21 protein-coding genes and 6 tRNA genes are annotated in these 25,927 nt (G+C 53.1%); 16 read left to right on the top strand and 11 right to left on the bottom strand.

Annotated features, from left to right (window positions below):
• The first annotated feature begins 139 nt into the window (after positions 1 to 139).
• The 3 genes from BGP77_RS14110 to BGP77_RS14100 all read left to right on the top strand — a co-directional run bounded on the left by BGP77_RS14110 (position 140) and on the right by BGP77_RS14100 (position 513).
• Positions 140 to 214: transfer RNA gene (locus tag BGP77_RS14110), tRNA-Gly, on the top strand.
• 69 nt (positions 215 to 283) lie between these two features.
• A tRNA-Cys gene (locus BGP77_RS14105) sits at positions 284 to 357 on the top strand.
• A gap of 68 nt (positions 358 to 425) precedes the next feature.
• Positions 426 to 513 (top strand) — tRNA-Leu (locus BGP77_RS14100).
• Between the two features lie 27 nt (positions 514 to 540).
• On the opposite strand, the gene BGP77_RS14095 is transcribed toward BGP77_RS14100, so the two are convergent.
• The 5 genes from BGP77_RS14095 to BGP77_RS14075 form a co-directional block, all read right to left on the bottom strand.
• Entirely contained in the window at positions 541 to 939 is a 399-nt protein-coding gene (locus BGP77_RS14095) for a VOC family protein (RefSeq protein ID WP_108165350.1), read from the bottom strand.
• 29 nt (positions 940 to 968) lie between these two features.
• Positions 969 to 1,505, bottom strand: coding sequence for a cell division inhibitor SulA (locus tag BGP77_RS14090; protein WP_108165349.1), 537 nt, complete (start codon positions 1,503 to 1,505; stop codon positions 969 to 971).
• Positions 1,506 to 1,673: 168 nt separating this feature from the next.
• Positions 1,674 to 2,159 carry a DUF934 domain-containing protein gene (locus tag BGP77_RS14085; RefSeq protein WP_108165348.1) on the bottom strand — a complete coding sequence of 162 codons (486 nt, stop codon included), beginning with the start codon at positions 2,157 to 2,159 and terminating at the stop codon, positions 1,674 to 1,676.
• Positions 2,143 to 3,804: a nitrite/sulfite reductase gene (locus tag BGP77_RS14080; RefSeq protein WP_108165347.1), complete on the bottom strand. Its 1,662-nt coding sequence runs from the start codon at positions 3,802 to 3,804 to the stop codon at positions 2,143 to 2,145. Before BGP77_RS14080 ends, BGP77_RS14085 begins: the two co-directional genes overlap by 17 nt.
• A gap of 440 nt (positions 3,805 to 4,244) precedes the next feature.
• Entirely contained in the window at positions 4,245 to 4,463 is a 219-nt protein-coding gene (locus BGP77_RS14075; protein WP_108165346.1) for a DUF2970 domain-containing protein, read from the bottom strand.
• 192 nt (positions 4,464 to 4,655) lie between these two features.
• Here BGP77_RS14075 and BGP77_RS14070 point away from each other — a divergent pair, with 192 nt between their 5' ends.
• From BGP77_RS14070 to BGP77_RS14060, 3 genes are all read left to right on the top strand, one after another.
• Entirely contained in the window at positions 4,656 to 9,473 is a 4,818-nt protein-coding gene (locus BGP77_RS14070; RefSeq protein WP_108165345.1) for an NAD-glutamate dehydrogenase, read from the top strand.
• Between the two features lie 94 nt (positions 9,474 to 9,567).
• A complete protein-coding gene (locus BGP77_RS14065) occupies positions 9,568 to 9,792 on the top strand; it encodes a DUF2835 domain-containing protein (protein ID WP_108165991.1) in 225 nt (74 codons plus the stop codon).
• A gap of 44 nt (positions 9,793 to 9,836) precedes the next feature.
• Positions 9,837 to 10,856 carry a quinone-dependent dihydroorotate dehydrogenase gene (locus BGP77_RS14060; protein ID WP_108165344.1) on the top strand — a complete coding sequence of 340 codons (1,020 nt, stop codon included), beginning with the start codon at positions 9,837 to 9,839 and terminating at the stop codon, positions 10,854 to 10,856.
• 63 nt (positions 10,857 to 10,919) lie between these two features.
• On the opposite strand, the gene rmf is transcribed toward BGP77_RS14060, so the two are convergent.
• Positions 10,920 to 11,135: a ribosome modulation factor gene (gene rmf / locus BGP77_RS14055; protein ID WP_108165343.1), complete on the bottom strand. Its 216-nt coding sequence runs from the start codon at positions 11,133 to 11,135 to the stop codon at positions 10,920 to 10,922.
• 269 nt (positions 11,136 to 11,404) lie between these two features.
• Between rmf and rlmKL the strand changes: the two genes are divergently transcribed.
• On the top strand, positions 11,405 to 13,549 hold the full coding sequence (rlmKL, locus tag BGP77_RS14050) for a bifunctional 23S rRNA (guanine(2069)-N(7))-methyltransferase RlmK/23S rRNA (guanine(2445)-N(2))-methyltransferase RlmL (protein ID WP_108165342.1): 2,145 nt from the start codon (positions 11,405 to 11,407) through the stop codon (positions 13,547 to 13,549).
• Here the strand turns inward: rlmKL and BGP77_RS14045 are convergent.
• Positions 13,546 to 14,652, bottom strand: a complete 1,107-nt coding sequence (locus BGP77_RS14045; RefSeq protein WP_146171260.1) for a methyltransferase — start codon at positions 14,650 to 14,652, stop codon at positions 13,546 to 13,548. The genes rlmKL and BGP77_RS14045 overlap by 4 nt on opposite strands.
• Before the next feature lie 40 nt (positions 14,653 to 14,692).
• Between BGP77_RS14045 and BGP77_RS14040 the strand changes: the two genes are divergently transcribed.
• Complete coding sequence (locus BGP77_RS14040) at positions 14,693 to 15,118, top strand: secondary thiamine-phosphate synthase enzyme YjbQ (RefSeq protein WP_108165990.1); 426 nt, start codon at positions 14,693 to 14,695, stop codon at positions 15,116 to 15,118.
• Here BGP77_RS14040 and trmA read toward each other — a convergent pair.
• The gene (gene trmA / locus BGP77_RS14035; protein ID WP_108165340.1) at positions 15,115 to 16,200 is read right to left on the bottom strand and encodes a tRNA (uridine(54)-C5)-methyltransferase TrmA; all 1,086 of its coding nucleotides are present in this window, start codon (positions 16,198 to 16,200) and stop codon (positions 15,115 to 15,117) included. The two genes, BGP77_RS14040 and trmA, sit on opposite strands and share 4 nt — an antisense overlap.
• Positions 16,201 to 16,347: 147 nt before the next feature.
• Here trmA and BGP77_RS14030 point away from each other — a divergent pair, with 147 nt between their 5' ends.
• Positions 16,348 to 16,980, top strand: a complete 633-nt coding sequence (locus BGP77_RS14030) for a tRNA-(ms[2]io[6]A)-hydroxylase (protein ID WP_108165339.1) — start codon at positions 16,348 to 16,350, stop codon at positions 16,978 to 16,980.
• On the opposite strand, the gene BGP77_RS14025 is transcribed toward BGP77_RS14030, so the two are convergent.
• From BGP77_RS14025 to folD, 3 genes are read right to left on the bottom strand one after another with little or no spacing between them, the layout of a single operon-like run.
• On the bottom strand, positions 16,977 to 17,762 hold the full coding sequence (locus BGP77_RS14025; protein ID WP_108165338.1) for a UDP-2,3-diacylglucosamine diphosphatase: 786 nt from the start codon (positions 17,760 to 17,762) through the stop codon (positions 16,977 to 16,979). The two genes, BGP77_RS14030 and BGP77_RS14025, sit on opposite strands and share 4 nt — an antisense overlap.
• A gap of 2 nt (positions 17,763 to 17,764) precedes the next feature.
• A complete protein-coding gene (locus BGP77_RS14020; protein ID WP_108165337.1) occupies positions 17,765 to 18,286 on the bottom strand; it encodes a peptidylprolyl isomerase in 522 nt (173 codons plus the stop codon).
• A gap of 8 nt (positions 18,287 to 18,294) precedes the next feature.
• Complete coding sequence (gene folD, locus BGP77_RS14015) at positions 18,295 to 19,161, bottom strand: bifunctional methylenetetrahydrofolate dehydrogenase/methenyltetrahydrofolate cyclohydrolase FolD (RefSeq protein WP_108165336.1); 867 nt, start codon at positions 19,159 to 19,161, stop codon at positions 18,295 to 18,297.
• 174 nt (positions 19,162 to 19,335) lie between these two features.
• Here folD and BGP77_RS14010 point away from each other — a divergent pair.
• From BGP77_RS14010 to lon, 7 genes are all read left to right on the top strand, one after another.
• Positions 19,336 to 19,412 (top strand) — tRNA-Pro (locus tag BGP77_RS14010).
• 62 nt (positions 19,413 to 19,474) lie between these two features.
• Positions 19,475 to 19,551: transfer RNA gene (locus BGP77_RS14005), tRNA-Arg, on the top strand.
• A gap of 21 nt (positions 19,552 to 19,572) precedes the next feature.
• Positions 19,573 to 19,648, top strand: a tRNA-His gene (locus BGP77_RS14000).
• Between the two features lie 155 nt (positions 19,649 to 19,803).
• The gene (gene tig, locus BGP77_RS13995) at positions 19,804 to 21,117 is read left to right on the top strand and encodes a trigger factor (RefSeq protein ID WP_108165335.1); all 1,314 of its coding nucleotides are present in this window, start codon (positions 19,804 to 19,806) and stop codon (positions 21,115 to 21,117) included.
• Between the two features lie 96 nt (positions 21,118 to 21,213).
• Complete coding sequence (gene clpP, locus BGP77_RS13990; protein WP_108165334.1) at positions 21,214 to 21,852, top strand: ATP-dependent Clp endopeptidase proteolytic subunit ClpP; 639 nt, start codon at positions 21,214 to 21,216, stop codon at positions 21,850 to 21,852.
• Positions 21,853 to 22,001: 149 nt separating this feature from the next.
• Complete coding sequence (gene clpX, locus BGP77_RS13985) at positions 22,002 to 23,288, top strand: ATP-dependent Clp protease ATP-binding subunit ClpX (RefSeq protein ID WP_108165333.1); 1,287 nt, start codon at positions 22,002 to 22,004, stop codon at positions 23,286 to 23,288.
• Between the two features lie 115 nt (positions 23,289 to 23,403).
• Positions 23,404 to 25,827: an endopeptidase La gene (gene lon, locus BGP77_RS13980; RefSeq protein WP_108165332.1), complete on the top strand. Its 2,424-nt coding sequence runs from the start codon at positions 23,404 to 23,406 to the stop codon at positions 25,825 to 25,827.
• Positions 25,828 to 25,927: the final 100 nt, after the last annotated feature.

Here is a 25,927-nt window from a genome sequence, read left to right as displayed (position 1 = left end):
CTGGGTTGGTTGTTACAGGCAACAAGCAGTTTTGCGGGAATAGCTCAGTGGTAGAGCACAACCTTGACCGAGGTTGGGGCGGGGCGCGTAGCCTCGCGAGTTCTCGCGACCCAATAGCGGGTCAGATACAACCAGTTTTGCGGGAATAGCTCAGTGGTAGAGCACAACCTTGCCAAGGTTGGGGTCGCGAGTTCGAATCTCGTTTCCCGCTCCAAAAAAAATCCCATTTCGGTGGGTCAGTCAGCAAAGCAACGCGCTGATTGTTTGAACCTTCGGGTTCTAAGGCTGGATGGCAGAGTGGTCATGCAGCGGACTGCAACTCCGCGTACGCCGGTTCGATTCCGACTCCAGCCTCCATTTCTTCCTGACCACAGGCAGGAAACCAACGATCCTCCCCTGGGATCGTTCCCTGGCAAGTTTTCGACGCCCGGATGGTGAAACTGGTAGACACAAGGGACTTAAAATCCCTCGGCCATTGCGGCCGTGCCGGTTCGATTCCGGCTCCGGGCACCATTTATTCAACTCGAAACGATTAATCTATCAACCATCTGCTCGATGGCAGACCGCTTCCATATTGTTCCCATCCGGGTCGATTACAAAGGCGCCATAGTAGTGTTCGTGGTATGTCGAACGCAGTCCGGGTTCGCCGTTATCAGTACCGCCGGCAGTCATGGCTGCTTGATAGAACGCATCAACCGATTTTCGGTCGTTAGCGGTGAAGGCTAAATGTCTGGGCGTGTAATGGCTTTTAACTTCAATGATCCAGAAGTTGGGCTGACCGTCTGGGCCATAAGCGCACATGCGTTGAGTCGGGAAGTCGGTGTTCCAGCCGGCGACGAATTCCATTTGTACGCTATAGCCAAGTGCCGCCAGGGCGCCGTCGTAGAATTTTTTGGTGGCGTCGAAATCCGTTGCGTAGGTGCTGAGATGATCAAACATCCGCTGTTCCTTTTGCTATTAGTTCGTTGTTACAACGCTAAGGCCAATTGGAGGGTTTCTTCTTTTGCCTGCGGGATTTCATTTTGAGCCATCCCCAATTGCCGGAATACGAACGTCTGTGTTTGACCGTCAATGGACGCCCGCTTGAGCACTTCGCGGTGGGCGTCGTTGAATTCGCCGTGCGGGGGCCAGGCCAGGACAGTGCTGCTCATTCCATTGCCTAATGCTTCTTCCAGTGTGTGCCAGTAGTCGGTAACGGAGCGGGTATGTACCACACGAACCTTGGTGGTATCGACACCGGCGCGTTTGAGTGCGGCGTTGTTGGGCAGGCAGGGCGGTGCAATAAAGGTAATCCACCGCTGTTGTTGCTGGCTGAGTTTCGCCAACGTTGGTACCAGCAAGTGCAGCTGGTTCAGTCCGCCGTGATGGCAAAAAATCTCAGTAAAGGTTCCTTCCGGCTGGGACGGTTTTGCTTCCCGACGCAGTTGTGCAATGGGCTTCCGCGCTGGGGTGCGCCAAAACTGCGGGGTTTGCATTGCCTGGTCGGTGTTGTTCAGGGCGTGCATGGTCGGCTCCTTTACTGTTCAAACATACAGTAGCTGTATTTATATACAGTAAAAATACTGGGGTCAAACGATTTATGTGAAATCGTTTGAAAGCGTTTGATTCAGAAGCGAGCTTTGAAGGGAGACGGGCGGCGTCCAGAACGGGCGCCGCCGTGATAAAGCGGCTATTCAACGCTGTTGAAAGAGGGCGCTTTGGCTGACATCACCCTGGTAATGGATGCTGAAAGTATCGAGCATCGACAGTGCCGTTCTGGCTTCCTGTTCGTTGCGACAGGCGAAAGCGTCGATGCCACAGCGCGCCATGTAGTCGACCTGGTCGGGCAGGAAGTCGCCTATGGCGCGAATTTCACCCTGGTAACCCAGACGGTCGCGCAGCAGCCGTGCTTTGGAGAAGCTGCGGCCATCGGCGAATTTGGGAAAGTGCAGGGCGACCAGTTCCACCTTGTCGAGCAGGTCGGCAACGTCATCGGCCATTTGTTCATCGTTCAGCCAAACACCGACACGTGTCGGCAAATTGTTGGCTTCATTCAGCGCCAGATAACGCGGCAGCGGCAAAATGGCAGCCGTATTTTCGGCGATGTTGGTGCTGTCGTCTTCGATCAGCACCCAGGCGTCGTCGGTCAGCAGCGCGCCGTTCTTAATGAGATTTTGCATAGACGCGCTCCTTGAACGGATCCAGACCCAGGCGTTCGACAGTGTCGACAAAGGCTTCTTCAGGCTGGCGGTTTTCGGTGTACACCTGAATAACCTTGTCGACGACCGCGGGAATGTCTTCGGCGTTGAATGACGGGCCGAGAATTTTACCGACGCGAGCGTTTTGGCCGGAGTCGCCGCCGAGCGATACCTGATAGAACTCTTCGCCTTTTTTATCGACGCCGAGAATGCCGATGTTGCCGATGTGGTGATGACCACAGGCGTTCATGCAGCCAGAAATGTTCAAATCCAAATCGCCCAGATCGTAGAGGTAATCCAGGTCGTCAAACTGCGCCTGGATGGATTCAGCGATGGGGATGGACTTGGCGTTGGCCAGAGCACAGTAATCGCCGCCTGGGCAGCAGATAACATCGGTCAGCGTGCCGATGTTCGCGGTGGCAAACCCGACCAACTTGGCGGCTTCCCACAATTCCAGTAATTGATCCTGCCGCACATCGGCGAGAATCAGGTTTTGTTCGTGGCTGACGCGCAATTCGCCGAAGGAAAACTGGTCGGCCAGATGAGCCACGCTGCGCATTTGGTCAGCGGTGCAGTCGCCCGGAGCGTAACCGAGTTTTTTGATCGACAACGTAACCGCCGCGTAACCCGGCTTTTTATGCAAGTAGACGTTGCGATCGAGCCACTGTGCAAAGCCCGGATGGTCGGCTTTTTGTTGCGCCAGGATGGCATCGGCATCGGCCAGGTTTTCATATGCCGGGTCAACAAAGTGCTCGGCAACGCGTGCGATCTCGGCTTCGGTCAGAGTGGCCGGTCCGTCTTTCAGGTGCGCCCACTCGGCTTCGACTTTGTCACGGAAGGCTTCAACACCCAGCGCTTTCACCAGAATTTTAATGCGTGCTTTGTATTTGTTGTCGCGTCGACCCAGCAGGTTATAGACGCGCAAAATGGCTTCGAGATAGCTCAACAAATGTATGCCCGGTAAGAAATCGCGGACTTCCTGGCCGACCAGAGGCGTACGGCCCAAGCCACCGCCGACAAAGACTTTAAAGCCCAGTTCGCCGGCATCGTTACGCACCAGCTCCAGACCGATGTCGTGAAAGCGAACGGCGGCACGATCGCTGTTCGTGCTGCCATTAACGGCAATTTTGAACTTACGCGGCAGGAAGGCGAATTCCGGATGCAGGGTTGACCATTGGCGAATCAATTCGCACCAGGGACGTGGGTCGGCAATTTCGTCACGCAGCACGCCAGCGAACTGGTCGGTGGTGGTGTTACGAATGCAGTTGCCAGACGTCTGGATGGCGTGCATCTGGACGTCAGCCAGCCCCGCCAATATGTCGGGTACGTCTTCCAATGCCGGCCAATTGAACTGAACGTTCTGGCGGGTCGTGAAGTGACCGTAGCCTTTATCGTAGGTTTCGGTGAGTTCAGCCAGCTTGCGCAGTTGCTTGGAACTCAATAAGCCATACGGTACAGCGATGCGCAGCATGGGTGCGTGGCGTTGAATGTAGAGGCCATTTTGCAGGCGCAGTGGCAGAAATTCGTCGTCGGCCAGTTGGCCGTCGAGGTAACGCTCAGTTTGTTCACGGAACTGAGCGACGCGTTCATCAACCACTTTTTGGTCGAACGAGTCGTAAACGTACATCAAGGCAACCTGTATCGGTCTGGTGAAGGTTGGGCGCTACTCTAACGAAGTTTGCTTATTCCAGGAATGATTTAATTTTCATAATTTGAGTTCATACCGTTATATGGTGGCGCTTGAACCCGAGCCACTTACAGAGTTAAATGACCGCGGTAGACGGCGGATCTTGCACGCCGTATCGGCCCTCAGCGGCGAACAGAACAACAATAACAGGAGGACGAACCATGGCCAGCAAGAAAGTTGGAATGAGTGATGCCCGTGCGGATGCTATTGCCGCCGTGGTCATCGTAGCGACGGTCGTCGTTGCAGCCATTTACTGGGTGGCGACCGCTGCCTGAGACAACCGTGGGATCAACAAGGATCCACTGAACCGGATTTAGAGGGGTCGCCTTGAAACCGACCCGAAAGAGGGGCCTCCAAGGCCCTTTTTCTTTACCGCTTGGCTAGGGAGCCAGTGTGCGCACCAGTAGGATCAGCGCCAAAACAAACACAGCGGTCATCAAAATGCCGCCGATGATAAACGGCCAAATGCTGGTCGAGTGGAAGTCGCTGACTCTATTTTTATCGCTTTGCACGCCTACCAGCCCCGCCAACAGACTCAATATCAGACGCCATAACCGGCTCAGTCGACTCTCTGCCCGAGACGCTCGATTCTCCACCATGTGTTTTTCTCCCACTTTGTTTCGGTGTCGCTTTCACGATTGCGACCCCAGTGATCAAAAGGCGACACCAATGTGCCAGCGTACTGGCGAGTGTTTGTCTATGCTAGAGAATAAGGCCGTCCACCCTGGCGGCACAACGATTGCCAGCAACCCATTCGGACTGCGCATAACAACAACCTACAGAGGCCAACAATGACCACCACCCTGTCACCTCGACGGATTGAGTTACTAGACACTCTTTATGCACGTTTAACGCCTCATTTTCCCAAGGACAAGCATGCCGATCTTCGGATTCTGATTGAGCATTTGTTCCAGCATGCCTCCATGCAGGATCTGGCCAGCTATGACACCACCGACCTGGCTGGCATGGTCGTTTCGTTATGGCGTACGTTGCAGCAACACGAGGGTGGTCAGCAAAGCGTAGATGTCTTTAATCCCAACGTTGAAGAAAACGAGTGGCAGTCACCGCATACCATTGTCACCGTCTTATACGAAGATGTTCCCTTTATCATCGATTCTGTTCGTCTGACGCTGAATCGACTGGACGCCAACATTCATACTCTGTTTCATGCCAGCCTGGGTGTGGCTCGGTCTAAAGACGGTCGCTTTGAAGGCTTTGATAAAGAAAAGCCGCGCGAATTGCTGCTGTGTATTGAAGTGGATCGAACCACGGTATCCGCTGAACGCGAAGACATTGCCAACGCGATCAACTCGGTGGTGGAAGAGGTCAAGCGGGTGATCGCTGATTACCCGAATATCCTGAAGAAAACCGAAGACGCTATCGCTGATTTCCATACTCAGAAGTACCCGGTAGATCAGAGCGAGCTGGATGAAGCCGAAGTCTTTATGAAATGGTTAGCGGAAAATCATTTCACGTTTCTGGCTTATGACGAATATGAAATCGACGACGGCAAGGTCACGCAGGTAGACGGCAGTGCCTTGGGTTTGTTCCGGCAAAGCAACAAGCGACGCGAAGAATTCATCGATGAGATGACCGAGCAGCGTCGCCATCATGTTTTTGAAAAAGAGTTGCTGATCTTCTCCAAGTCCGGCCGACGCTCCAATGTGCATCGTCCGGCTTATTCCGATTATGTCTTGGTCAAACGCTTCAACGATAAGGGTGAAGTGATTGGCGGCCGTCGTTTTCTGGGGCTTTATACTTCCACCGTATACAACGGTTCGCCTGACACCATTCCCGTGGTGCGGCGAAAAATCGAGCAGGTTCTGGAGCAAAGTGGGTTTGCCCAAGGCAGTCATAACTACAAAGAACTGGCGGCCATTCTGTTTACCTTCCCGCGTGATGAACTCATTCAGGCATCCATTGATACCTTGTTGAACATGACGTTGGACGTGCTGGCCATTCAGGAACGTAAGCGCATTCGTTTGTTATTGCGTCGTGATATCTACGGTAAGTTCTTAACCGCCATTGTCTACGTGCCGCGTGATATTTTTAACTCGCAGTTGCGCCAGCAAATTCACGATATGTTGGCAGAGCAATTCGATGTTGAAGGCTCGGATTTCACCACTTTTTTCAGTGAGTCGGTGTTGGCTCGAACCCGTCTGGTGTTCAAGCTCAAGCAGCCTATTGAAGGTGAGTTACCAACTGAGGCACTGGAAAAACGCATCTTCCAGATTGCTCGTCGCTGGACTGACGAGCTGCAACAAGTCTTGGTAGAGAACTTTGGTGAAGAGCAGGGTATTCAGCTGCATCAGCGCTATCACGAAGCCTTCCCGGCAAGTTATCGAGAACAGTACAGTCCGCGCGTGGCTGTCGCAGATATTCAGCGCATGGAATCGCTGAACAAGAAAAATGCAGAGCCTATTGCACTGAGTTTCTATCGCGCCATGGAGCCGACGGGCAGTGAATTGAAATTAAAGATTTTCAAAAAGGGTGAGGCACTGTTGTTATCCGAGCTGATGCCCGTTCTGGAAAATCTGGGTTTGAAAGTCATCGACGAGTATCCCTATGAAATCAATTACGGTGATGACGAGTGCATCTGGATTTACGATTTCTCATTGCTCTATGAGCCCAACCCACTGATCGATCCGGTGCAATACCGCGAAGAATTTGCACGGGCCTTTTTGAATATTTGGAACGGTCGCGCCGAAAGTGATGCCTATAACCAGCTCATTTTGCGGGCCAAACTGACGTGGCGTGAAGTTGCTATGTTGCGTGCCTATGCGCGCTATATGAAGCAGATTCGTTTTGGTTTATCGCAAGAGTACATTGCCGACACCTTGATCAAATATACGGACATTACCGAAAACTTGGTTGAGCTGTTTTCTGCCCGTTTTAATCCGGATAAGCAGGGTAACGTGCACAAGGATTTGGATAAGTGGCTCGAAGCTATTAACGGTCAGCTGGATGCGGTAAACAACATCAATGAAGACCGTATTTTCCGTCGCTATGTTGAGTTGATTAAGGCGACTTTGCGCACCAATTTTTATCAGGCAGGTGCCGATGGTCGGCGCAAGGACTATTTCAGTTTCAAACTGAATCCCGCCAAGATCAGCAATATTCCGTTGCCCAAGCCGATGTTCGAAATATTTGTGTACTCGCCACGTATCGAAGGTGTGCATCTGCGTGGCGGTAAGGTGGCGCGGGGCGGCCTGCGCTGGTCCGACCGCATTGAAGATTTCCGTACCGAAGTATTGGGTCTGGTAAAAGCTCAGCAGGTTAAGAACGCGGTCATTGTGCCGGTGGGTGCCAAAGGTGGCTTCGTGGCCAAACAGCTACCCGTGGATGGCGATCGTGAAGCCATTCAGGCTGAAGGTATTGCCAGTTATAAAACCTTTATTCGTGCGTTGCTCGACATTACCGACAACCTCAGCGAAGGCGAACTCGTTCCTCCACCGCAGGTGGTACGGTACGACGAAGACGACCCCTATCTGGTGGTTGCTGCCGATAAAGGCACCGCAACGTTCTCTGACATCGCCAATGCCGAAGCCATTGATTATGGCTTCTGGCTCGGTGATGCCTTTGCGTCCGGCGGCTCTAACGGCTACGACCACAAAAAAATGGGCATCACGGCACGCGGTGCCTGGGTTAGCGTACAACGGCATTTCCGTGAGTTGGGTATCGACGTCCAAAAAGATCCGATTAGTGTGGTCGGCATTGGTGACATGGCCGGTGACGTTTTTGGTAATGGGTTATTGCGCTCTGAGTCGGTTAAGCTGGTGGGGGCTTTTAATCATCTGCACATCTTTGTCGACCCGGATCCAGATCCGGCCAAGAGCTTTGCCGAACGTCAGCGGTTGTTTGATTTACCGCGCTCCAGCTGGGAAGACTACAATGCCGATCTGATCTCCAAAGGTGGCGGTATTTTCAGCCGCAGCGCCAAATCCATTTCCGTCACTAAAGAAATGAAAGCGGTATTTGGCATCAGCAAATCCAAAGTGGCACCTAACGATCTGATCAGTGCCATGCTGACGGCGCCAGTGGATTTGTTGTGGAATGGCGGCATCGGTACCTATGTGAAAGCCAGCCATGAAAACCACTCCGATATCGGCGATAAGGCGAACGATGCGCTGCGTGTGGATGGCTGCGATTTGCAATGCAAGGTCATCGGCGAGGGCGGTAACCTGGGCTTCAGTCAGTTGGGCCGGGTGGAATTCAACCTCAACGGCGGTCGTTGCTTTACCGACTTCATTGATAACGCCGGTGGTGTGGATTGTTCGGACCATGAAGTGAATATGAAAATTCTGCTCGACGACCTGGTGGCCAGTGGTGACCTCACCGTCAAGCAACGCAACGACAACTTGTTTAAGCTCACCGAAGATGTCTCCAAACTGGTGTTGCGCAATAACTACCGCCAGACACAAGCGCTGGGTATTGCCTACACCGAATCCTTCAAGCGGGTAGAAGAATACCGCCGTCTCATCAATGCGTTGGTCAGTGCCGGTAAGCTCAATCGCGAACTGGAGTTCTTGCCATCGGATGAAGCGATCAGCGACCGTAAAGTACAGGGTCAGGGTTTAACTCGGCCAGAACTGTCGGTGTTGATTTCTTACGTCAAAGGCGATTTGAAAGAACAACTGATCAAAGCCGATGTGGCTCAGGATGCGTATCTGGAAACGGCGGTAACGACCGTCTTCCCGGAAGCGATGCGTAAGAAATTTGGTAAGTCCATGTACCAGCATCGTTTGCGTGGCGAGATTGTGGCGACACAGGTGGCCAATGACATCTTTAACTACATGGGCATTTCTTACTTTAATCGTCTGCAGGAAAGCACCGGCGCGTCGCCGCTGGAAGCAGCCAAAGCCTATGTTGCCGCTCGCGATATCTTTGGTATGCACCAGTTATGGGATGAGCTGGAAGCGCTCGATCATCAGATTGATACCGAGCTGCAGAGCCGTTTGATGTTGAAAACGGCCCGCATGGTTCGTCGTGGCAGCCGTTGGCTGGTGAAAAACTATCGGACTGGCATCGACATTCAAGCCGTGCTCGACCTCTATCAGAAACCGATTCAGACCATGAATGATCAACTGGAAACACTGTTGCCAGAGGATCAAAAAGAAATCTGGTTAAGCGAATCGGCTCAGTTGGTGGAGCAGGGTGTGCCGGAAGCGTTAGCGCGCCGGGTATGTGCGTCCGATATTCTTTATACCGCCCTCGGTGTGGTCGCAGTGGCACAAAGCCAGGAGCGCGATCCCATGCAGGTAGCTCAAGGGTATTTCCGCGTCGGCGATGCGTTGGAGCTGGACAGCTTTGCTGAGCAGGTGAACAGCCTCAGTGTGAATACCCATTGGCAGGCGATGGCGCGTGAGTCGTTCCGTGACGATCTGGAATGGCAGCAGCGGCGCATCACTCAGGGTTTGTTCAGTCAGATCGGCAATGAGTCACTCGATGAACTGGTGGATGAGTGGTTGGAGCGCAACCAGATTCTGGTTGAGCGCTGGCTGAAGATGATGAGTGAAATCCGCGCGGTCGGTGAGCCCGAATTCAGCATGTACAGTGTGGCGATCCGGGAATTGCTCGACCTGTCGCAGGCAACCATGCCGGAGTTATAAAGAACACCACTGCGCCGTTATCTTATAACGGTGCTTGCACAGACAGTGGCTACGGAGATAATTATTCATAGCCACTGTCTGGGTGTTCGAATTCATGTCGCAAACGCTGATCGTTGATCTGTATATTTCAGCTGATGACTACCTGCGCCATTATCAGGGTTCGGTGAAGTCCGTGTCCTGTGAGTCACGTGACGGCCGTCGAGTCCAGTTTCCCTCCGGTATTTTGCAACGCTTTGTGACGCGTAATGGTGTGCGTGGCAGCTTCAGTCTTGAAGTGGATGATAATTTCAAACTGATTGGCATCCGCCGTATCGCCTAAGGCTGGTATACTGCCGGCCGTTTTCATCACGCCGGTAAGCTGCTATGTACGACATCCTGCGTCCAGCCCTGTTCGCACTGAGCCCAGAAACCAGTCATGACCTAAGTTTGGAGTCGTTAGGCGCGGCACATCGCCTGGGTTTAAGCCGGTTGTTTAGCAAGATGCCAGCATCTGACCCGGTGTCACTCTGGGGTTTGGAATTTGCCAATCCCGTCGGCCTGGCTGCGGGCCTTGATAAGAATGGCGATTATCTGGACGCGCTCGGTGCGCTCGGTTTTGGGTTTGTAGAAGTCGGAACGGTGACGCCGCGGCCGCAACGAGGCAATGACAAGCCGCGATTGTTCCGCTTGTCCGATAGCCAGGCGATCATCAATCGCATGGGGTTCAACAACAAAGGGGTTGACCATCTGGTCGAGCGCGTTAAGCGCAGCCGCTACGACGGCATTGTTGGCATTAACATCGGCAAGAACAAAACCACACCGGAAGATCAAGCGCTGAATGACTACCTCTATTGTCTGGACCGCGTTTATCCGTGGGCGGGTTATGTGGTGGTCAATTTGTCATCACCCAACACACCTGGACTGCGCAATTTGCAGTTTGGTGACGCGCTGAAAAACCTCCTGGCTGGATTGCAGCAGCGTCAACAGCAATTGGCCGCGCAGCACGGCTATAAGCCTATCCTGATTAAGATTGCGCCAGACCTGAGCGAAACGGAAATCGAGGCCATCTCCGCAGTGTTTAACGATTACGATGTGGATGGGGTGGTTGCGACCAATACCACGCTCAGCCGGGAGGCTGTCTCTGGAGAGCGCTTCGCTGAAGAAGCCGGCGGTCTATCGGGCCAACCCTTGTTTCAATCTTCAACAGAGGCATTGCGCCGCTTTCGTCGCTATCTGAAACCGTCGATTCCACTGATCGGGGTAGGCGGTGTGTGTTATGGCGATGACGCTAGAGCCAAGAAGGAGGCCGGTGCGAGTCTGGTGCAGATTTACAGCGGCTTTATTTACCGCGGACCCAAACTGATTTGTGAATGCATCGATGCCTGGCAGGACGAATCAGATTGAAATAACAGACACTAAAAAGCCGGCAACATTGCCGGCTGTGGATTGTAACGCCTGGGTGCGGCGTTAGTGGTGGATCAAAACTTCATTGAGGCGATGTATACCGCGTACGCCGGTTAACCCATCCCATTGATCGCTGCGCCCTTCGCGCCAGCCATTCATCCATTCCTGATGTAACTCGGGTTTGCCACTGGGACATAAGTTCTTCGATCGACCTTCCAGTCCGGCCAGATAGCCTTTTTGGTAGGCTCGCTCACGGCGGTCGCGCTTTTGTCGCTTCATAGATAGACCTCTCTTGCTGTCCATGGTGAAGTGGGGTCACTCGGAACAAGCAACCCCGGTGAGGCTGTCTTCACTGATGTTGTATCGAAAACGATCCGGTCATGTCGACAAACGATTCAGTCTAAAAACCGCCACACTTAGTGGCTACTGTAATAAAATAGTCATACCCAGCCCGGTGGGGGCTGTAGCCAGGTCTCAAAGCCTGTTCGAGCTTTCTTAAAGCATTGTTGTCTTAGCGTTAGTCTTTTTAATAGAGAATCCGTCTAAAAATGAGCATTACCGATCCCGCGACATTTTGGGTGACTTGCCCTCAGGGCTTTCATCGACTACTCAAGCCAGAGATTACTCAAATCACTGGCCAGCCCGCGCTGGATTGGTCTCGTGGCCTGGCGTTTGAGGGTTCCTTAGCCGACGCCTACAAGCTCTGTTTGTGGAGCCGACTGGCCAACCGGGTTCATTTGGCGCTGGGTCAAAGCAGTGATGTCAGCCTCGATGGTTTGATGGCGCTGGTCGATAGCGTGAATTGGGATCAGCATGTACGCCCTGGTGGTACTTTACGGGTGGATTTTCAGGGCCGCATGAGTGGCATTGATGATCCGCGTTACGGTGCTCAGAAGGTCAAAGACGTCATTGTTGACCAGATGCGTGATCGCCATGGCATCCGCCCCAGTGTTGAGCGTGATGCGCCCGATATTGTGGTCTTTGTTCAGGTTGGCCGGCAGCGCATCGATCTGGGTCTGGACCTGTCGGGAGATTCTTTGCACCGCCGTGGTTACCGCCAGGCAACCGGCCCCGCGCCGTTGAAAGAAAACCTGGCTGCAGCGGTACTGATGGCCGCCGACTGGCCGAAACGAGCCGCTGCCGGCGACGCTTTTATCGATCCGTTATGTGGATCCGGCACTTTGGTGGTGGAAGCGGCCATGATTGCCGCGGATATGGCGCCGGGGTTAATGCGGCGTCGTTTCGGTTTTGATGGCTGGCTGGGTCATGATCGCGGTTTGTGGAATGAATTAGTCACCGAAGCCCGTCAGCGCCGCCTCGATGGCGAAAGCCGGATGAGTCCGGTACTTGGATACGATGCCGATGGTGGTGTAGTCGCACGAGCCAATGAAACGCTGGAGCGTTTGGGTTTGTCGCGCCAGGCTCGTTGCTATCACAAGCCGTTAATCGATTGGACCAAGCCGACTCACTGGGCACTGCAACCTGGCTTGGTGGCATGCAACCCACCCTATGGTGAGCGACTGGGTAATAAGCCACAGCTGTTGGCGTTGTATCGACGTCTGGGTGAAATAGCCGAAACCGAACTGGCCGACTGGACCGTCGGTATTCTCACGTCCGATACGGTTTTGGCGCGTGAAACAGGTTTGAAAGCGAGCGCCAAGGAGCGATTTTTTAACGGTCGTCTGGAAACGCATCTGTATCTGTTTACGCCGAATGAACGCCAAATCACCCATCAATCGCCGGCTATGGTTGAGCAAGACAGTGCGTTGCGTAATCGGCTGATTAAAAACCTGAAACAACGTCGTAAGGCGCTGAAGGGAAAGGACATCGAAGCCTACCGTCTGTATGACGCCGACTTACCGGAATTTGCGTTGGCCATCGATGTCTATGGTGATCAGTACCACGTTCAAGAATACGCGCCACCACGGGAAATTCCTGAAGACAAAGCCCGCGCGCGCTTGCTGCATGCATTAGCGGTTTTGGGCGAGGTGATGGAAGCCCCGCCGGAAAATATTGTCCTGAAACAGCGCCAACGCCAGAAAGGCCGAGCGCAATACGAACGCCAGGATGAAAGTGGTGACTTTTTTACCGTCCGTGAAGAAGGCGTATTGCTCGAAGTGAACCTGCGCGATTATTTGGATACTGGCTTGTTTCTGGATCACCGACCGACGCGCCACTGGATTCAGCAGCAGGCTAAAGATAAGCGCTTTCTGAATTTGTTTTGCTATACCGGCGCCGTGACTGCTCACGCTTATGTGGGGGGTGCAGCGAGCACGACCAGTGTTGATCTATCGCGGACCTATTTAAATTGGGCTCGGGATAACCTGCGTTTGAATGGCGGTGAACCGAACGCACATCATCGGTTTATTCAAGCCGATTGTTTGCAGTGGCTGGATGAGTGTCGTGACCAGTTTGATCTGATATTTCTCGACCCACCGACATTCAGCAACTCCGCTAGGATGAGCGATACCTTGGATGTTCAACGCGATCAGATAGCATTAATTGACCGAGTGATGCGGGTGTTATCCCCGCAAGGGCTGCTGATTTTTTCCAACAATTTCCGAAAATTCAAACTCGACCCGGAATTGTCAGAGCGTTATGCGGTCAGTGAGAAAACGGCGGTTTCGGTGCCATTTGATTTCCAACAAAAACGGCCGCATCAGTGTTGGCATCTGCGCCATAAAGACCGCTAATTTTTCACGTCACGAGCCGCCAGTACGACAAACTTCGGGTGGCTCGATTTTACTTCTACAATACGAAAATATCGCTTCAGTCGCTGGTGATAACCCAGGTGTCGATTGCCGACTAACCAGAGCTCGCCGTCTTTGCCGAGCACTTGGGCGGCGCTTTTAATCAGCTCTTCAGCAATGGTATCGGTCAGGCTGGTGTCTTGGTGGAAGGGTGGGTTGCACAACACCAGTGGTACGTCGGTTAGGTTCAGATCCGTCAGACCGTTATTGTGAATCAACTCCAGCCGATCGCTCAGTCCATTTGCTTGAGCACTGGCTCGGGCAGAGGCGATCGCTTGAGCACTTTCATCAATGCCAACGGCATTCGCGTGCAGATGCCGTCTTAAATAACTCAACGCCAAAATGCCATTGCCACAGCCAAGGTCCAGTACCCGGTTTACCTTTGGCAGGCGATTGAAACAGTGCAGAAAAGCCAGGGCACCGGGGTCTGGTTTTTGTGCGCTGAAACAACCCGGCTCACTGATCAATTGAAGGCCGTCGTCGGTGCTACTGTGTTGGGCTTGAACCGCCTCGACCATTAATGGTTCGGTGAGTTCGACGCAGCGTGCTTTTTTAACGGCGCGGCCGGGGTTGTTTTGGTCAAACCAGCGACGCATGGCTTTTTGATGGCCGTCACTCAGATGTTTTACCATGCCCAGTGCATAGACTTTTCCGGTTGGCGTAAGTCGTGTCGCCAGCTCGCCCAGTTGCCAGTCGAACAGCGCAACTGACTTTGGGACTTGGATGATGGCGCAGGTCAGTTCATTCGGTAAGTCGTCTGTCGAATGAATCAGCTTAGGCAGATTGCTCTGGTTACGCGCGCAGTTTTCCTGCAAAGCTTGTTGCGCCATAGCGCTGTCATTCCACCAGGCAGTGACGCGTTGATTCAATGCCACGGCCAGGCTGCCGAAACTGTCGTTGACCAGCAGAAGGTTGTCGTCGTTAGTCGTCAAACGAGACAGCAGCAATTCGTCGGCGGCATTCCAAGCTTGAAGCTGAGCATCGGCCGGCACGCGCTGCAAGCTGAACGCTGAAAAGTCTTGAGGTAAAAGGTTTGGCGTAGTCACAGTTTAATCAGGAGCGTCAGTCATGGCGGAATCACAATCGATATGGTCGCAGCAGGAAATTCGTCTGCAGCCGCGTGCGCGTGGCTTTCATTTAATCACCGATGACGTGCTGGCGGCGATGCCGGAAATAAAACGGTTACGGGTGGGTTTGCTGCACCTGTTATTGCAGCACACTTCGGCATCACTGACCATCAATGAAAACGCCGATCCCAGTGTGCGGACTGACTTTGAAACCGTCTTTAACAGCCTGGTTGCCGAAGACCGTCGCGACCTGATTCATACCTACGAAGGTGCTGACGATATGCCCGCTCATATTAAATCGTCCTTGTTGGGTGTTTCGTTGACCTTACCGGTTCGCGATGGTCGTTTGGTGCTGGGCACTTGGCAGGGTATTTATTTGGGTGAGCATCGTAACGAAGGTGGCAGTCGCCGCATCGTTGCCACCTTGCAAGGTCAAACGGACTAAGCTCTGCTCAGCACCAGGCCGGCTTCCATATGGTCGGTGTAAGGGAACTGGTCAAACAGGGCGGCCGCTTCGATGCGATAGTCCTTGCCCAGATCAGCCACATTTTGCGCCAGCGTTTCCGGATTGCACGAAATATAGATGATGCGTTCGAAGCGTTTGGCCAAGGCGATGGTGTCGGCGTCCAGTCCGGCGCGCGGCGGATCGACCAGCAGGGTGCGGAAGTCATAGTCGTCAACCTGCCATTCGCGCAGTCGACGTGACTGCGTCTGGCCGAGCCAGGCTGCGGAAAAATCTTCACTCGACATCCGCGCAATACGCAGGTTGTCGATCTCATTGGCGGCAATGTTGTGCTGAGCGCTGTTGACCGATACTCGGGAAATCTCTGTAGCCAGGGCTCGATCAAAGTTTTCTGCCAGAGGAATGCTGAAATTACCGTTACCGCAATAGAGTTCCAGTAAGTCTCCCTCGCTGCCCTGACTGTGTGTTTTGGCCCAGCTCACCATCTGTTCGCAGACGCCGGCATTGGGCTGGGTGAAGCTGTTTTCGTATTGCCGGAAATGATAGGCGCGTTCACCGATGGTCAGTGTTTCGTTAACATAATCTCGATCCAGCACGAGTCGCTGTTTGCGCGCTCGGCCGATAACAGCCGCCTGCCACTGATCTTGCCAATAACGGGCGCGCGCTTCCCAGTCGGTATCCAGCTTGCGGTGATAGAGCAGGGTGATCAGGGCATCGCCAGTCTGAGTGGTGAGAAATTCCACCTGAAATAATTTGTGGCGTAATTGCGGATCGCTCAGCACCGCTTCACGCACCTGTGGCATCAGTTCATTAATGCGCTGGCTGGCTACGGGAAAGTCGTCGACGCGTAATGGCGTTTTGGGGTCGGCCGGATTGAACATGGCGTACCAAGCATCGTCACCATCGTGCCAAAAGCGGAACTCGGCACGCATGCGGTAATGACTGGGCTCGGAGGCAAAAATGTCCAGCGGCGGAAGCGGTCGGTCAGCGAACAGGGCTTGCAGTCGATCCGCCTTGGTGTCGAGCTGTTCTTGATAGTGATCGGGATCGAATGGAAAGGGCATGCAAAGTCCTCAAGCGAGCGCGGCAGGCCATTCTATTCAGACCGACTCAGAGCACTAATTTATACCGTTATCTAATCCTGAGTGTCTTCTGGTCATAACGCTGATCGTCATTATAATGCGGCCCTCAACGATTCAGGCGCCTTAGTTATGACGACAACGCTCAGTGCGGCCGACTGCCAGGCCATGCTTGAAGACATCCCCGATTTTCTGGGTAACACCACTCCGCAAGCCTGGATCAATCATGCTCTGACACAGATGCCCGTTCTGTTGATCGACCACGCCCAGTGTGAAAAGAAGGCGGCTTCGACGGCCATGTCGATGATGTATAAGTACGTCGACCGTCGTGATTTGTTGGCCAAGATGAGCAAGCTGGCCCGAGAGGAATTGGTTCATTTTGATCAAGTACTCAAGCTGATGGACAAGCGCGGTGTTGAGTACACGCATTTGTCCGCAGGTCGCTATGCAGGCGCGTTGCACGATATGGTGCGGAAGCCGGAACCGCAGCGTTTGGTTGATCGGCTCATTCTCGGCGCTTTTGTTGAAGCCCGCTCTTGTGAGCGCTTTGCGGCATTGGTGCCGTACCTGGATGAAGAGTTGGGGCGGTTTTACGCGTCATTGCTGAAAAGCGAGGCCCGTCACTACCGACACTATTTAGGGTTGGCGCGTCAGTATGCGCTGGAAGATATCGAGCCGAGAGTGGAGGCATTTCGTGAACGGGAAGCCGAGTTGATTGCAACGCCGGATACTGTCTTCCGGTTCCACAGCGGTGTGCCTGCTTAATCGCTTGTCTCGGCTGTTGTTTCCTTTATAGACAGTTCGGGACCCTCTTCGATGCTAAAGCGGTGCAGTTGTTGCTGGTTGACATCAAACGACAAGTACCAGCCATGATGATGCCAGTCACCCAGCACCAAGCGAGGTTTGGTCACTTCAGTGCTCAGCCGGTGCAGATGCCAGTCGGCTTTATGAGTATGGCCATGGACCAGTCCATCAACCTGCGAATCTGCCAGCCACTGTTGCACGGCAGACTCAGTAACATCGACATAGCGAACGATGTTCATGCGATTACGCTGCTGGCTGTTACCACGCAGGTAATCCGCCAGTTTTATACGCCAGGGCAATGGCATTCGGCGTAAGGTGCCCAACACCCAGGGATGACGAATAACCTTGCGATAGCGCTGATAACTTTTGTCGTCGGTGCACAACTCATCGCCATGACTGAGTAACCAGCGAACGCCGCCAAGTTCTACCAGAGTCGGGTCTGGGAGTAGGGTTGCGCCACACAGCTCGGTGTATGCCTCACCCATAGCAAAGTCTCGGTTGCCCACCATCAAGTGGATATTCACCGAGTTTGACAGAGCCCTCAGTCGTTCGGCGATGTCCAGATGAAAGGGCGTTGCCGCATCGTCGCCGACCCAGTACTCAAAGAAGTCACCGAGAATAAACAGGGCCTGAGTCTGTCCAGGTAACTGTTCCAGCAGTTGAAAAAACGCCCGGGTAATGGCCGGGCGACTTTCTAACAGATGCAGATCGGAAATGATGATGGCCCGATCGTAATGCAGCATGATCAGTCCAGCAGTTTGGCTGTTTCGATCACGATATCGTCAGCCGGTACATCACTGTGTCCTGCGGCCACCGTGGTCGGAACACCTTTAATGCGATTGACCACGTCCATGCCGTCGACGACTTTGCCAAACACCGCGTAACCCCAGCCTTCAGGCGTTTCAGCGCTGTGGTTCAAGAAGCTGTTGTCAGCAACGTTAATAAAGAACTGGGCGCTGGCGGAATGCGGATCCATGGTGCGAGCCATAGCGACGGTGCCGATTTCGTTTTTCAGGCCGTTGTTGGCTTCATTCTTGATCGGTGCGCCGGTCGGGCGCTGTTTCATGCCTGGTTCAAAACCGCCACCCTGGACCATGAAGTTGTTGATGACGCGATGGAAGATCACGCCATCGTAATGGCCTTCTTTCACATAACTAATAAAGTTCTCGCTCGTTTTCGGAGCTTTCTCTGTGTCCAGCTCCAGGGTGATGTCGCCCAGAGTGGTGGTCAGCAATACTTTCACGGGATTACCTTTTTTCAGTGTCATAAGATCGATCAGTGCGTCAGGTTCAAATGCAACCGTTTCGCGGCGATCAGGGTGTTTTCCATCAACGTGGCTACGGTCATCGGGCCGACGCCACCGGGTACGGGCGTGATCCAGGCGGCGCGCTCGGATGCGGCGGCGAATTGCAGATCGCCAGACAGCTTGCCGTTTTCCAGCCGGCTGATGCCAACATCAATAGCAATGGCGCCTTCACGAACCCATTCACCCGGAATAAAGCCGGGCTTGCCAACGGCTGCAACCAGGATATCGGCGCGGCGTACGTGGCTTTCCAGGTTTTCAGTGAAGCGGTGAGCGGAGGTGACCGTACAGCCAGCCAGTAACAGCTCCAGCATCATCGGTCGCCCGACATGGTTAGACGCACCGATCACCACGGCTTCTTTGCCGCGCAAGGGTACACCGGTTTCACGAAGCAACGTCATAATGCCTTTGGGTGTGCAGCTTTCCAGCATGGGGCGACGCTGCATCAGTCGGCCGGCATTAAATGGATGGAAGCCATCGACATCTTTATCCGGGCGAATGCGCTCAACAATGGTATCGGCATTGATATGTTCCGGTAGCGGCAGCTGCACCAGAATGCCATCGATAGAGGCATCTTCATTCAGATCATCGATCAGAGCGATCAGTTCACTTTCGCGCGTGGAGCTGGGCAGGTCATGACTGACGGACTTAAAGCCGACTTCGTCACAGGCGCGGCGCTTACTGCCGACATAAACCTGAGAAGCAGGATCGGCCCCCACTAAAATAACCGCCAGACCGGGGGGTCTGATACCTTGTTCCGTGAGTTCCGACACTTCTGCGGCAATGCGAGCGCGAAGATTGGCGGCAATGGCCTTGCCGTCCAGTAGCTGAGCTGGCATTCAGGGCTCCAAAGAGGGTTTGGCGAATTTTCTCATGGTGCTGATGGCCCGGCAAGCGAACTTAAGGGTAGGGAAGCGCTATCGTCTTGTTTTTGCTGAATTTTTCATAGAAAAGATTTGACGACCCCGGTGGGCATGGGTACTATGCGCCGCACGTTGACGGGACGTCTTGTTCGGAGCATAGCGCAGTTTGGTAGCGCATCTGGTTTGGGACCAGAGGGTCGGGGGTTCGAATCCCTCTGCTCCGACCAATTTTAACGGTATCGTCCTGGTGAGCGAGGCAAACGGATCCGGGCTCGGGTCAGTTTATTAGGCGCCCGTAGCTCAACCGGATAGAGCACTCGCCTTCTAAGCGAGTGGTTGCGGGTTCAAGTCCTGCCGGGCGTGCCAGTCTCGTAACAGCGTATTGTGGTGGGCGTAGCTCAGTTGGTAGAGCCCTGGATTGTGATTCCAGTCGTCGTGGGTTCGAGTCCCATCGTCCACCCCACCTTCTTCTTAAAAGAGCCGCTTGTCGGCTCTTTTTGTATGTGTTCGGGGTGCGTCAACCGGGGTGCTCCACGCTACCGGGCTTGATTCGAGTCCGGTCTGTCCCTACATTAACGGCCCCCTAAATTATTAGCATTAAAAGCAAGAGGAAACCTCATGCAAGTCTCTGTCGAAGCGACTGGCGGCCTGGAACGCCGTCTGACCGTTGGCGTACCGGCCAGCGAAGTCGATGGTGCCGTGGATCAGAAGCTCAAGGAAACCGCGCGTCGCGTTCGCATCGACGGTTTCCGCCCAGGCAAGGTGCCGGTCTCTGTGGTTAAGCAGCGTTTTGGCGACGGCATTCGTGCCGAAGTTTTGCAAGACGTCGTGCAGCAGAACTACGCCAAGGCCATTACTGAAGAAAAACTGACGCCGGCGGGTATGCCGAGCATCGAATTCACCCGCGATCAGGCCGGTGAAGATGTTGAGTTCGTGGCAACCTTCGAAGTGTTTCCCGAAGTGAAGCTGGCTGAAATCAGTGGCTATAGCTTCGATAAGCCGACGGCAGAAGTGACCGACGCGGATATCGATAAGATGATCGATAACTTGCGTCAGCAAAAAGCGGAATATAAGCCGGTTGAGCGTGCTGCTCAGAAAGGCGATCAGGTCAAAATCGATTTCGTCGGTAAAGTGGATGGCGAAGTTTTCGATGGTGGCAGCGCCACAGATCAGATGCTGGTGCTGGGCTCAGGTCAGATGATTCCTGGCTTTGAAGACGGCATCGAGGGTATCAAGATCGGTGATACCAAGGCTGTTGAAGTGACTTTCCCGGAAGAGTACGGCAACTCGGAACTAGCCGGTAAGCCGGCGGTGTTCGATATTACCGTGAAAGAGGTCGCAGAGCCTGAGCTGCCTGAGATGGATGAAGCGTTCTTCCAGGGTTTTGGTAGCCAGCATACCGATGTTGAAGGTTTCAAAACCGAAGTTCGTGCCAATATGGAACGCGAAGCGCGCAATGCCTTGCAGTCCAAGCTGAAAACAACCGTTATCGACAAGCTGCTCGAAGACAACGACATTGACGTTCCAGCGGCCCTGGTTGACGACGAAATTGGTCGTTTGCAGCAGCAAGCCGTGCAGCAGTTCGGTGGTGGCGCGCAAATGGATCCGTCCAGCCTGCCGAAAGAACTGTTCCAGGACCAAGCGGAGCGTCGCGTCAAAATCGGCCTATTGATGAATGAGTTGATTGAAAGCGCTGAGCTGAAGCCTGAAGAAGCAGAAGTACGTGCTTATGTTGAAGATCAGGCGGCTGTTTATCAGGATCCTCAGCAGGTTATCGACTACTATTACAGCAATGCTGAGTTGATGAACCAAGTCCGCGCTATGGTTGTTGAAAACGCTGCAATCGACTATATCCTCAGTAAATCCAAGGTGAATGAATCCACCATCGGATACGAGGATGCCGTCAAGTCAAATGGCGCGGAGCAAGGCTGACCGAAGAGGTCGGGGTTGAACCGCTCGAATTAGACCGCAATGAAAGTTGGCGCTTCCCAGAGGTGCCAACTTTTTTGTTATTTAGGAGTCGCTTGAATGTCACATTTTGCTGCGGATGGGTCTGCGCCCGATATCATGAATGCCAGCGGTCTCGTCCCTATGGTCGTGGAACAGTCCTCGCGCGGAGAGCGGGCGTATGACATCTATTCCCGTCTGCTGAAAGAAAATGTCATCTTTTTGGTTGGTCCGGTCGAAGACCATATGGCGAACCTGATCATTGCTCAGTTGCTGTTCCTGGAGAGTGAGAATCCGGATAAGGACATCAATCTGTACATTAACTCGCCCGGTGGCTCAGTAACCGCTGGTATGGCGATCTATGACACCATGCAGTTTATCAAGCCGGATGTCTCGACCATGTGTATCGGCCAGGCTGCGAGTATGGGTGCGTTGTTGTTGGCCGGTGGTGCTAAAGGTAAGCGTTTGGCGTTGCCTAATTCACGGGTCATGATTCACCAGCCTTTGGGGGGTTACCAGGGGCAGGCATCAGATATTGAAATTCACGCTCGCGAAATCATCGAGATGAAGCAGAAGCTGAATGAAATTCTGGCGCATCACACCGGCCAACCTCTGGATGTGATTGAGCGTGATACCGACCGAGACAACTTTATGAAGGCCGATGATGCCGTTGAGTATGGCCTGATCGATCAGGTATTGAGCTCACGCAGCACCGACTGAGAACGGTGTTCGGGTTGGAAATAACCTGAAAATCAATGAGTTACGTCAGGTTGCCTTAGGCGTAAATCTGCCGACAAAAAACTTGCAATTGACCCAATGTGGTTTCATCTTTAAACGAGCCACATGGGTATCAGGTATGGAGTAGTTGAATGGCCGACGATAGAACCGGAAAAGGCGAAGACGGAAAGCTGCTGTATTGTTCCTTTTGCGGGAAGAGCCAGCATGAAGTCCGCAAGCTGATTGCCGGGCCATCGGTATTCATTTGCGATGAATGCGTCGATTTGTGTAATGACATCATCCGTGAGGAGCTGCAAGACAGCGGACCTAAGGATGAAAGCAGTCGTTTGCCAACACCGGCGGAAATTCGCGAGACGCTGGATGAATACGTGATCGGGCAGTCGCGCGCCAAGATGGTCCTGTCAGTGGCCGTCTATAACCACTACAAACGACTGCAGTATGGCGACGTCAACGATGATGTTGAACTGAGCAAATCCAACATTTTGCTGATCGGGCCGACCGGTAGCGGTAAAACCCTGTTGGCGGAAACGCTGGCTCGTATGCTGAATGTGCCGTTTACCATCGCCGATGCGACCACGTTGACCGAAGCGGGTTACGTGGGTGAAGACGTTGAAAACATCATTCAAAAGCTGCTGCAGAAATGCGATTACGATGTCGACAAGGCTCAGCGCGGCATTGTTTACATCGATGAAATTGACAAAATTTCTCGCAAGTCGGACAACCCATCCATCACACGTGACGTGTCAGGTGAAGGTGTTCAGCAGGCGCTGTTGAAACTGATCGAAGGTACGGTTGCATCCGTGCCGCCGCAGGGGGGGCGTAAGCATCCTCAGCAAGAGTTTCTACAGGTAGATACCGGTAATATCCTGTTTATATGTGGTGGCGCATTTGCGGGTCTGGACAAGATCATCCGTGACCGATCGGAGAAAGGCGGTATTGGTTTTAATGCCGCCGTTAAAAGCAAAGACAAAGATCGCAAACTTGGCGATACCATTGCCGAAGTCGAACCGGAAGACCTGGTTAAGTATGGCCTGATTCCAGAGTTCATTGGCCGACTGCCTGTCGTGGCCACGCTGACCGAACTGGATGAAGATGCGCTGATCCAGATTCTGACTGAACCGAAGAACTCGTTGGTGCGTCAGTATCAAAAATTGTTCGACATGGAGTCCGTCGAGCTCGATTTCCGCATGAGCGCTCTTAAGGCGGTGGCCAATAAGGCGATGGAACGGAAAACAGGTGCTCGCGGTTTGCGCTCGATTTTGGAAAACGTTCTGCTGGATACCATGTACCGGATTCCGTCAGAAACCGGCGTCACCAAAGTGGTTATCGAAGAGAGTGTGATTCGAGGCGAGTCTGAGCCTTTGTTGATCTACGAAAATCAGGACAATCAAAAGACAGCCAGCGGTCAGTCTGATTGATCCTTCGGCAATAGCGGGCCCGGCGGCCCGTTTTTCTTTTCCGGTGCTTGATTTAGTCAGCCCGCGCCGCCATTAACACAGCCAATAATTCAACGGTTTCCGAGGTTTGATGAGTATGGAGCGTTCCGACTCCCCAAACGGCGACCCCATCGTACTGCCGCTGCTGCCGCTGCGGGATGTGGTTGTCTATCCCCATATGGTGATCCCGCTTTTTGTTGGACGGGAAAAATCCATAGCTGCGTTGCAAGCGGCCATGGATGACGGCAAGAAAATCCTGCTGGTTGCCCAACGAAATGCTTCCGATGACGATCCAAACAAAAGTGATCTCTATGAAGTAGGGACGCTGGCGACAGTGCTGCAATTGTTACGCTTGCCCGATGGCACTGTGAAGGTTTTGGTGGAAGGTGTTGATCGGGTTTCTATCGACGAATTGATCGATGGTGAGGATTACTTACGCGGCCACGCCTCCATGATGGATGGCGCTGTGCTGAGCGACCGTGAAAGCGAATCGCTCATTCGCATCTTAATGTCACAGTTCGACAAGTATGTTCAGCTCAGTAAAAAGGTGCCGTCGGAAGTCATTACCTCGTTGAACAGTATTGAAGAGCCTGGCCGTTTAGCGGACACCATTGCCGCTCATCTCTCGCTTAAAATCGACGAGAAACAGCAAGTGCTGGAGTTGGCTGGAGATCGCGAACGAATTGAACATTTGCTCTCTGTTCTGGAGACGGAAATTGATTTGCTCCAGGTCGAGAAGCGCATTCGCGGCCGTGTTAAGAAGCAAATGGAGAAATCCCAGCGCGAGTACTATCTGAATGAACAAATGAAAGCCATTCAGAAAGAACTGGGTGATCTCGACGAAGCCAATCCGAACGAAGTCGAAGAGCTGGAAAACCGCATCGAGAATGCGGGTATGCCTAAAGACGCCAAAGAGAAAGCTAAGGCCGAGCTCGGTAAGCTGAAAATGATGTCGCCGATGTCTGCTGAAGCGTCAGTGGTCCGCAACTATTTGGACTGGATGGTTAATGTTCCTTGGTCCAAACGTTCGCGGGTTCGCCACGATTTGAATCGCGCGAAAGAAGTATTGGAAGAAGATCATTACGGTCTGGAAGAAGTGAAAGAGCGCATTCTTGAGTATTTGGCCGTTCAACAACGGGTTAAGAAAGTGAAAGGTCCGGTGTTGTGCTTGGTCGGACCTCCGGGTGTTGGTAAAACATCACTGGGACAATCCATTGCTCGCGCAACCAATCGTAAGTTTGTACGCATGGCTTTGGGTGGTGTGCGTGATGAGTCTGAAATGCGAGGGCATCGCCGTACTTACATTGGCTCGATGCCGGGTAAAATCATTCAGAAGTTGAGTAAGGTTGCTGTACGCAATCCGCTGTTCTTGTTGGATGAGATTGACAAGATGGGCATGGATCACCGGGGTGATCCGGCATCTGCATTGTTGGAAATTCTCGACCCAGAGCAAAACCACACCTTTAACGATCATTACCTGGAAGTCGATTATGACCTCTCGGATACAATGTTCGTTTGTACCGCCAACTCGATGAATATTCCCGGTCCATTGCTCGACCGTATGGAAGTGATTCGGTTGCCCGGTTACACCGAAGACGAAAAGATCAATATTGCCGAACGTTATTTGCTGCCTAAGCAATTAAAAGCCAATGGTCTTAAAGACAACGAGTTGGTATTGCCAACCGAAACGATTCGCGATTTGATCCGTTATTACTCCCGTGAAGCCGGGGTGCGCAGCCTCGAGCGAGAGATTGCTAAAATCTGTCGCAAGGTGGTTAAGAATAACGTACTGGATAAAGCCGTCGAATCGACCACCATTAGCCCGGAAGAGTTAGAAGATTACTCGGGCGTTCGGAAGTTCAAATTTGGTCTGGCGGATAAAGACAATCAGATCGGTATGGTTACCGGTTTGGCGTGGACCTCCGTCGGTGGTGAGCTGCTAAACTTGGAAGCAACCGCTGTACCAGGCAAGGGACGTACCGTTCAAACCGGCTCGTTGGGCGATGTGATGAAAGAATCCATCCAAGCCGCGTTAACTGTGGTAAGGTCTCGCGCCCAGAGTTTGGGTATCATGCCTACCTTCAGTGAGAACCGGGATCTACATATCCACGTTCCTGAAGGTGCGACGCCTAAAGACGGTCCGTCGGCGGGTATCGGTATGGCGACGGCTTTGGTGTCGGTATTAACCCGAATTCCTGTGCGCGCCGATGTGGCTATGACCGGTGAAATCACGCTCAGAGGCCAGGTGTTGCCGATTGGTGGCTTGAAAGAGAAACTGTTAGCTGCGCGTCGTGGTGGGATTAAGACCGTTGTCATCCCCCAGGAAAATGTGCGTGATTTAAAGGAAATTCCCGACAATATTAAGAACGATCTCGACATTCGGCCGGTTGAATGGATCGATGAAGTATTGGATGTGGCTCTGGAGCGCAGTCCGACAGCCTTGACCGATGAAGAAGTCGAAGCTGAAATGGCTAAAGCTCGCTCTGAGAGCCAGGCCACATCTAGTCTCAGCACCCATTAGAACTGCTTGACAGTCGAAAAATGAGGCTGGTATAAAGTGTTTTCGACTCGTCTCGAAGCACAGGCTGAATAAAAAACAAAACAGGTGCGGAAACCTCGTA

The organism is Saccharospirillum sp. MSK14-1, from assembly GCF_003054965.1.
Lineage (GTDB): Bacteria > Pseudomonadota > Gammaproteobacteria > Pseudomonadales > Natronospirillaceae > Saccharospirillum.
The sequence above is the reverse complement of the archived record's forward strand: the minus strand, read 5'-3'. Positions and strand labels throughout refer to the sequence as shown.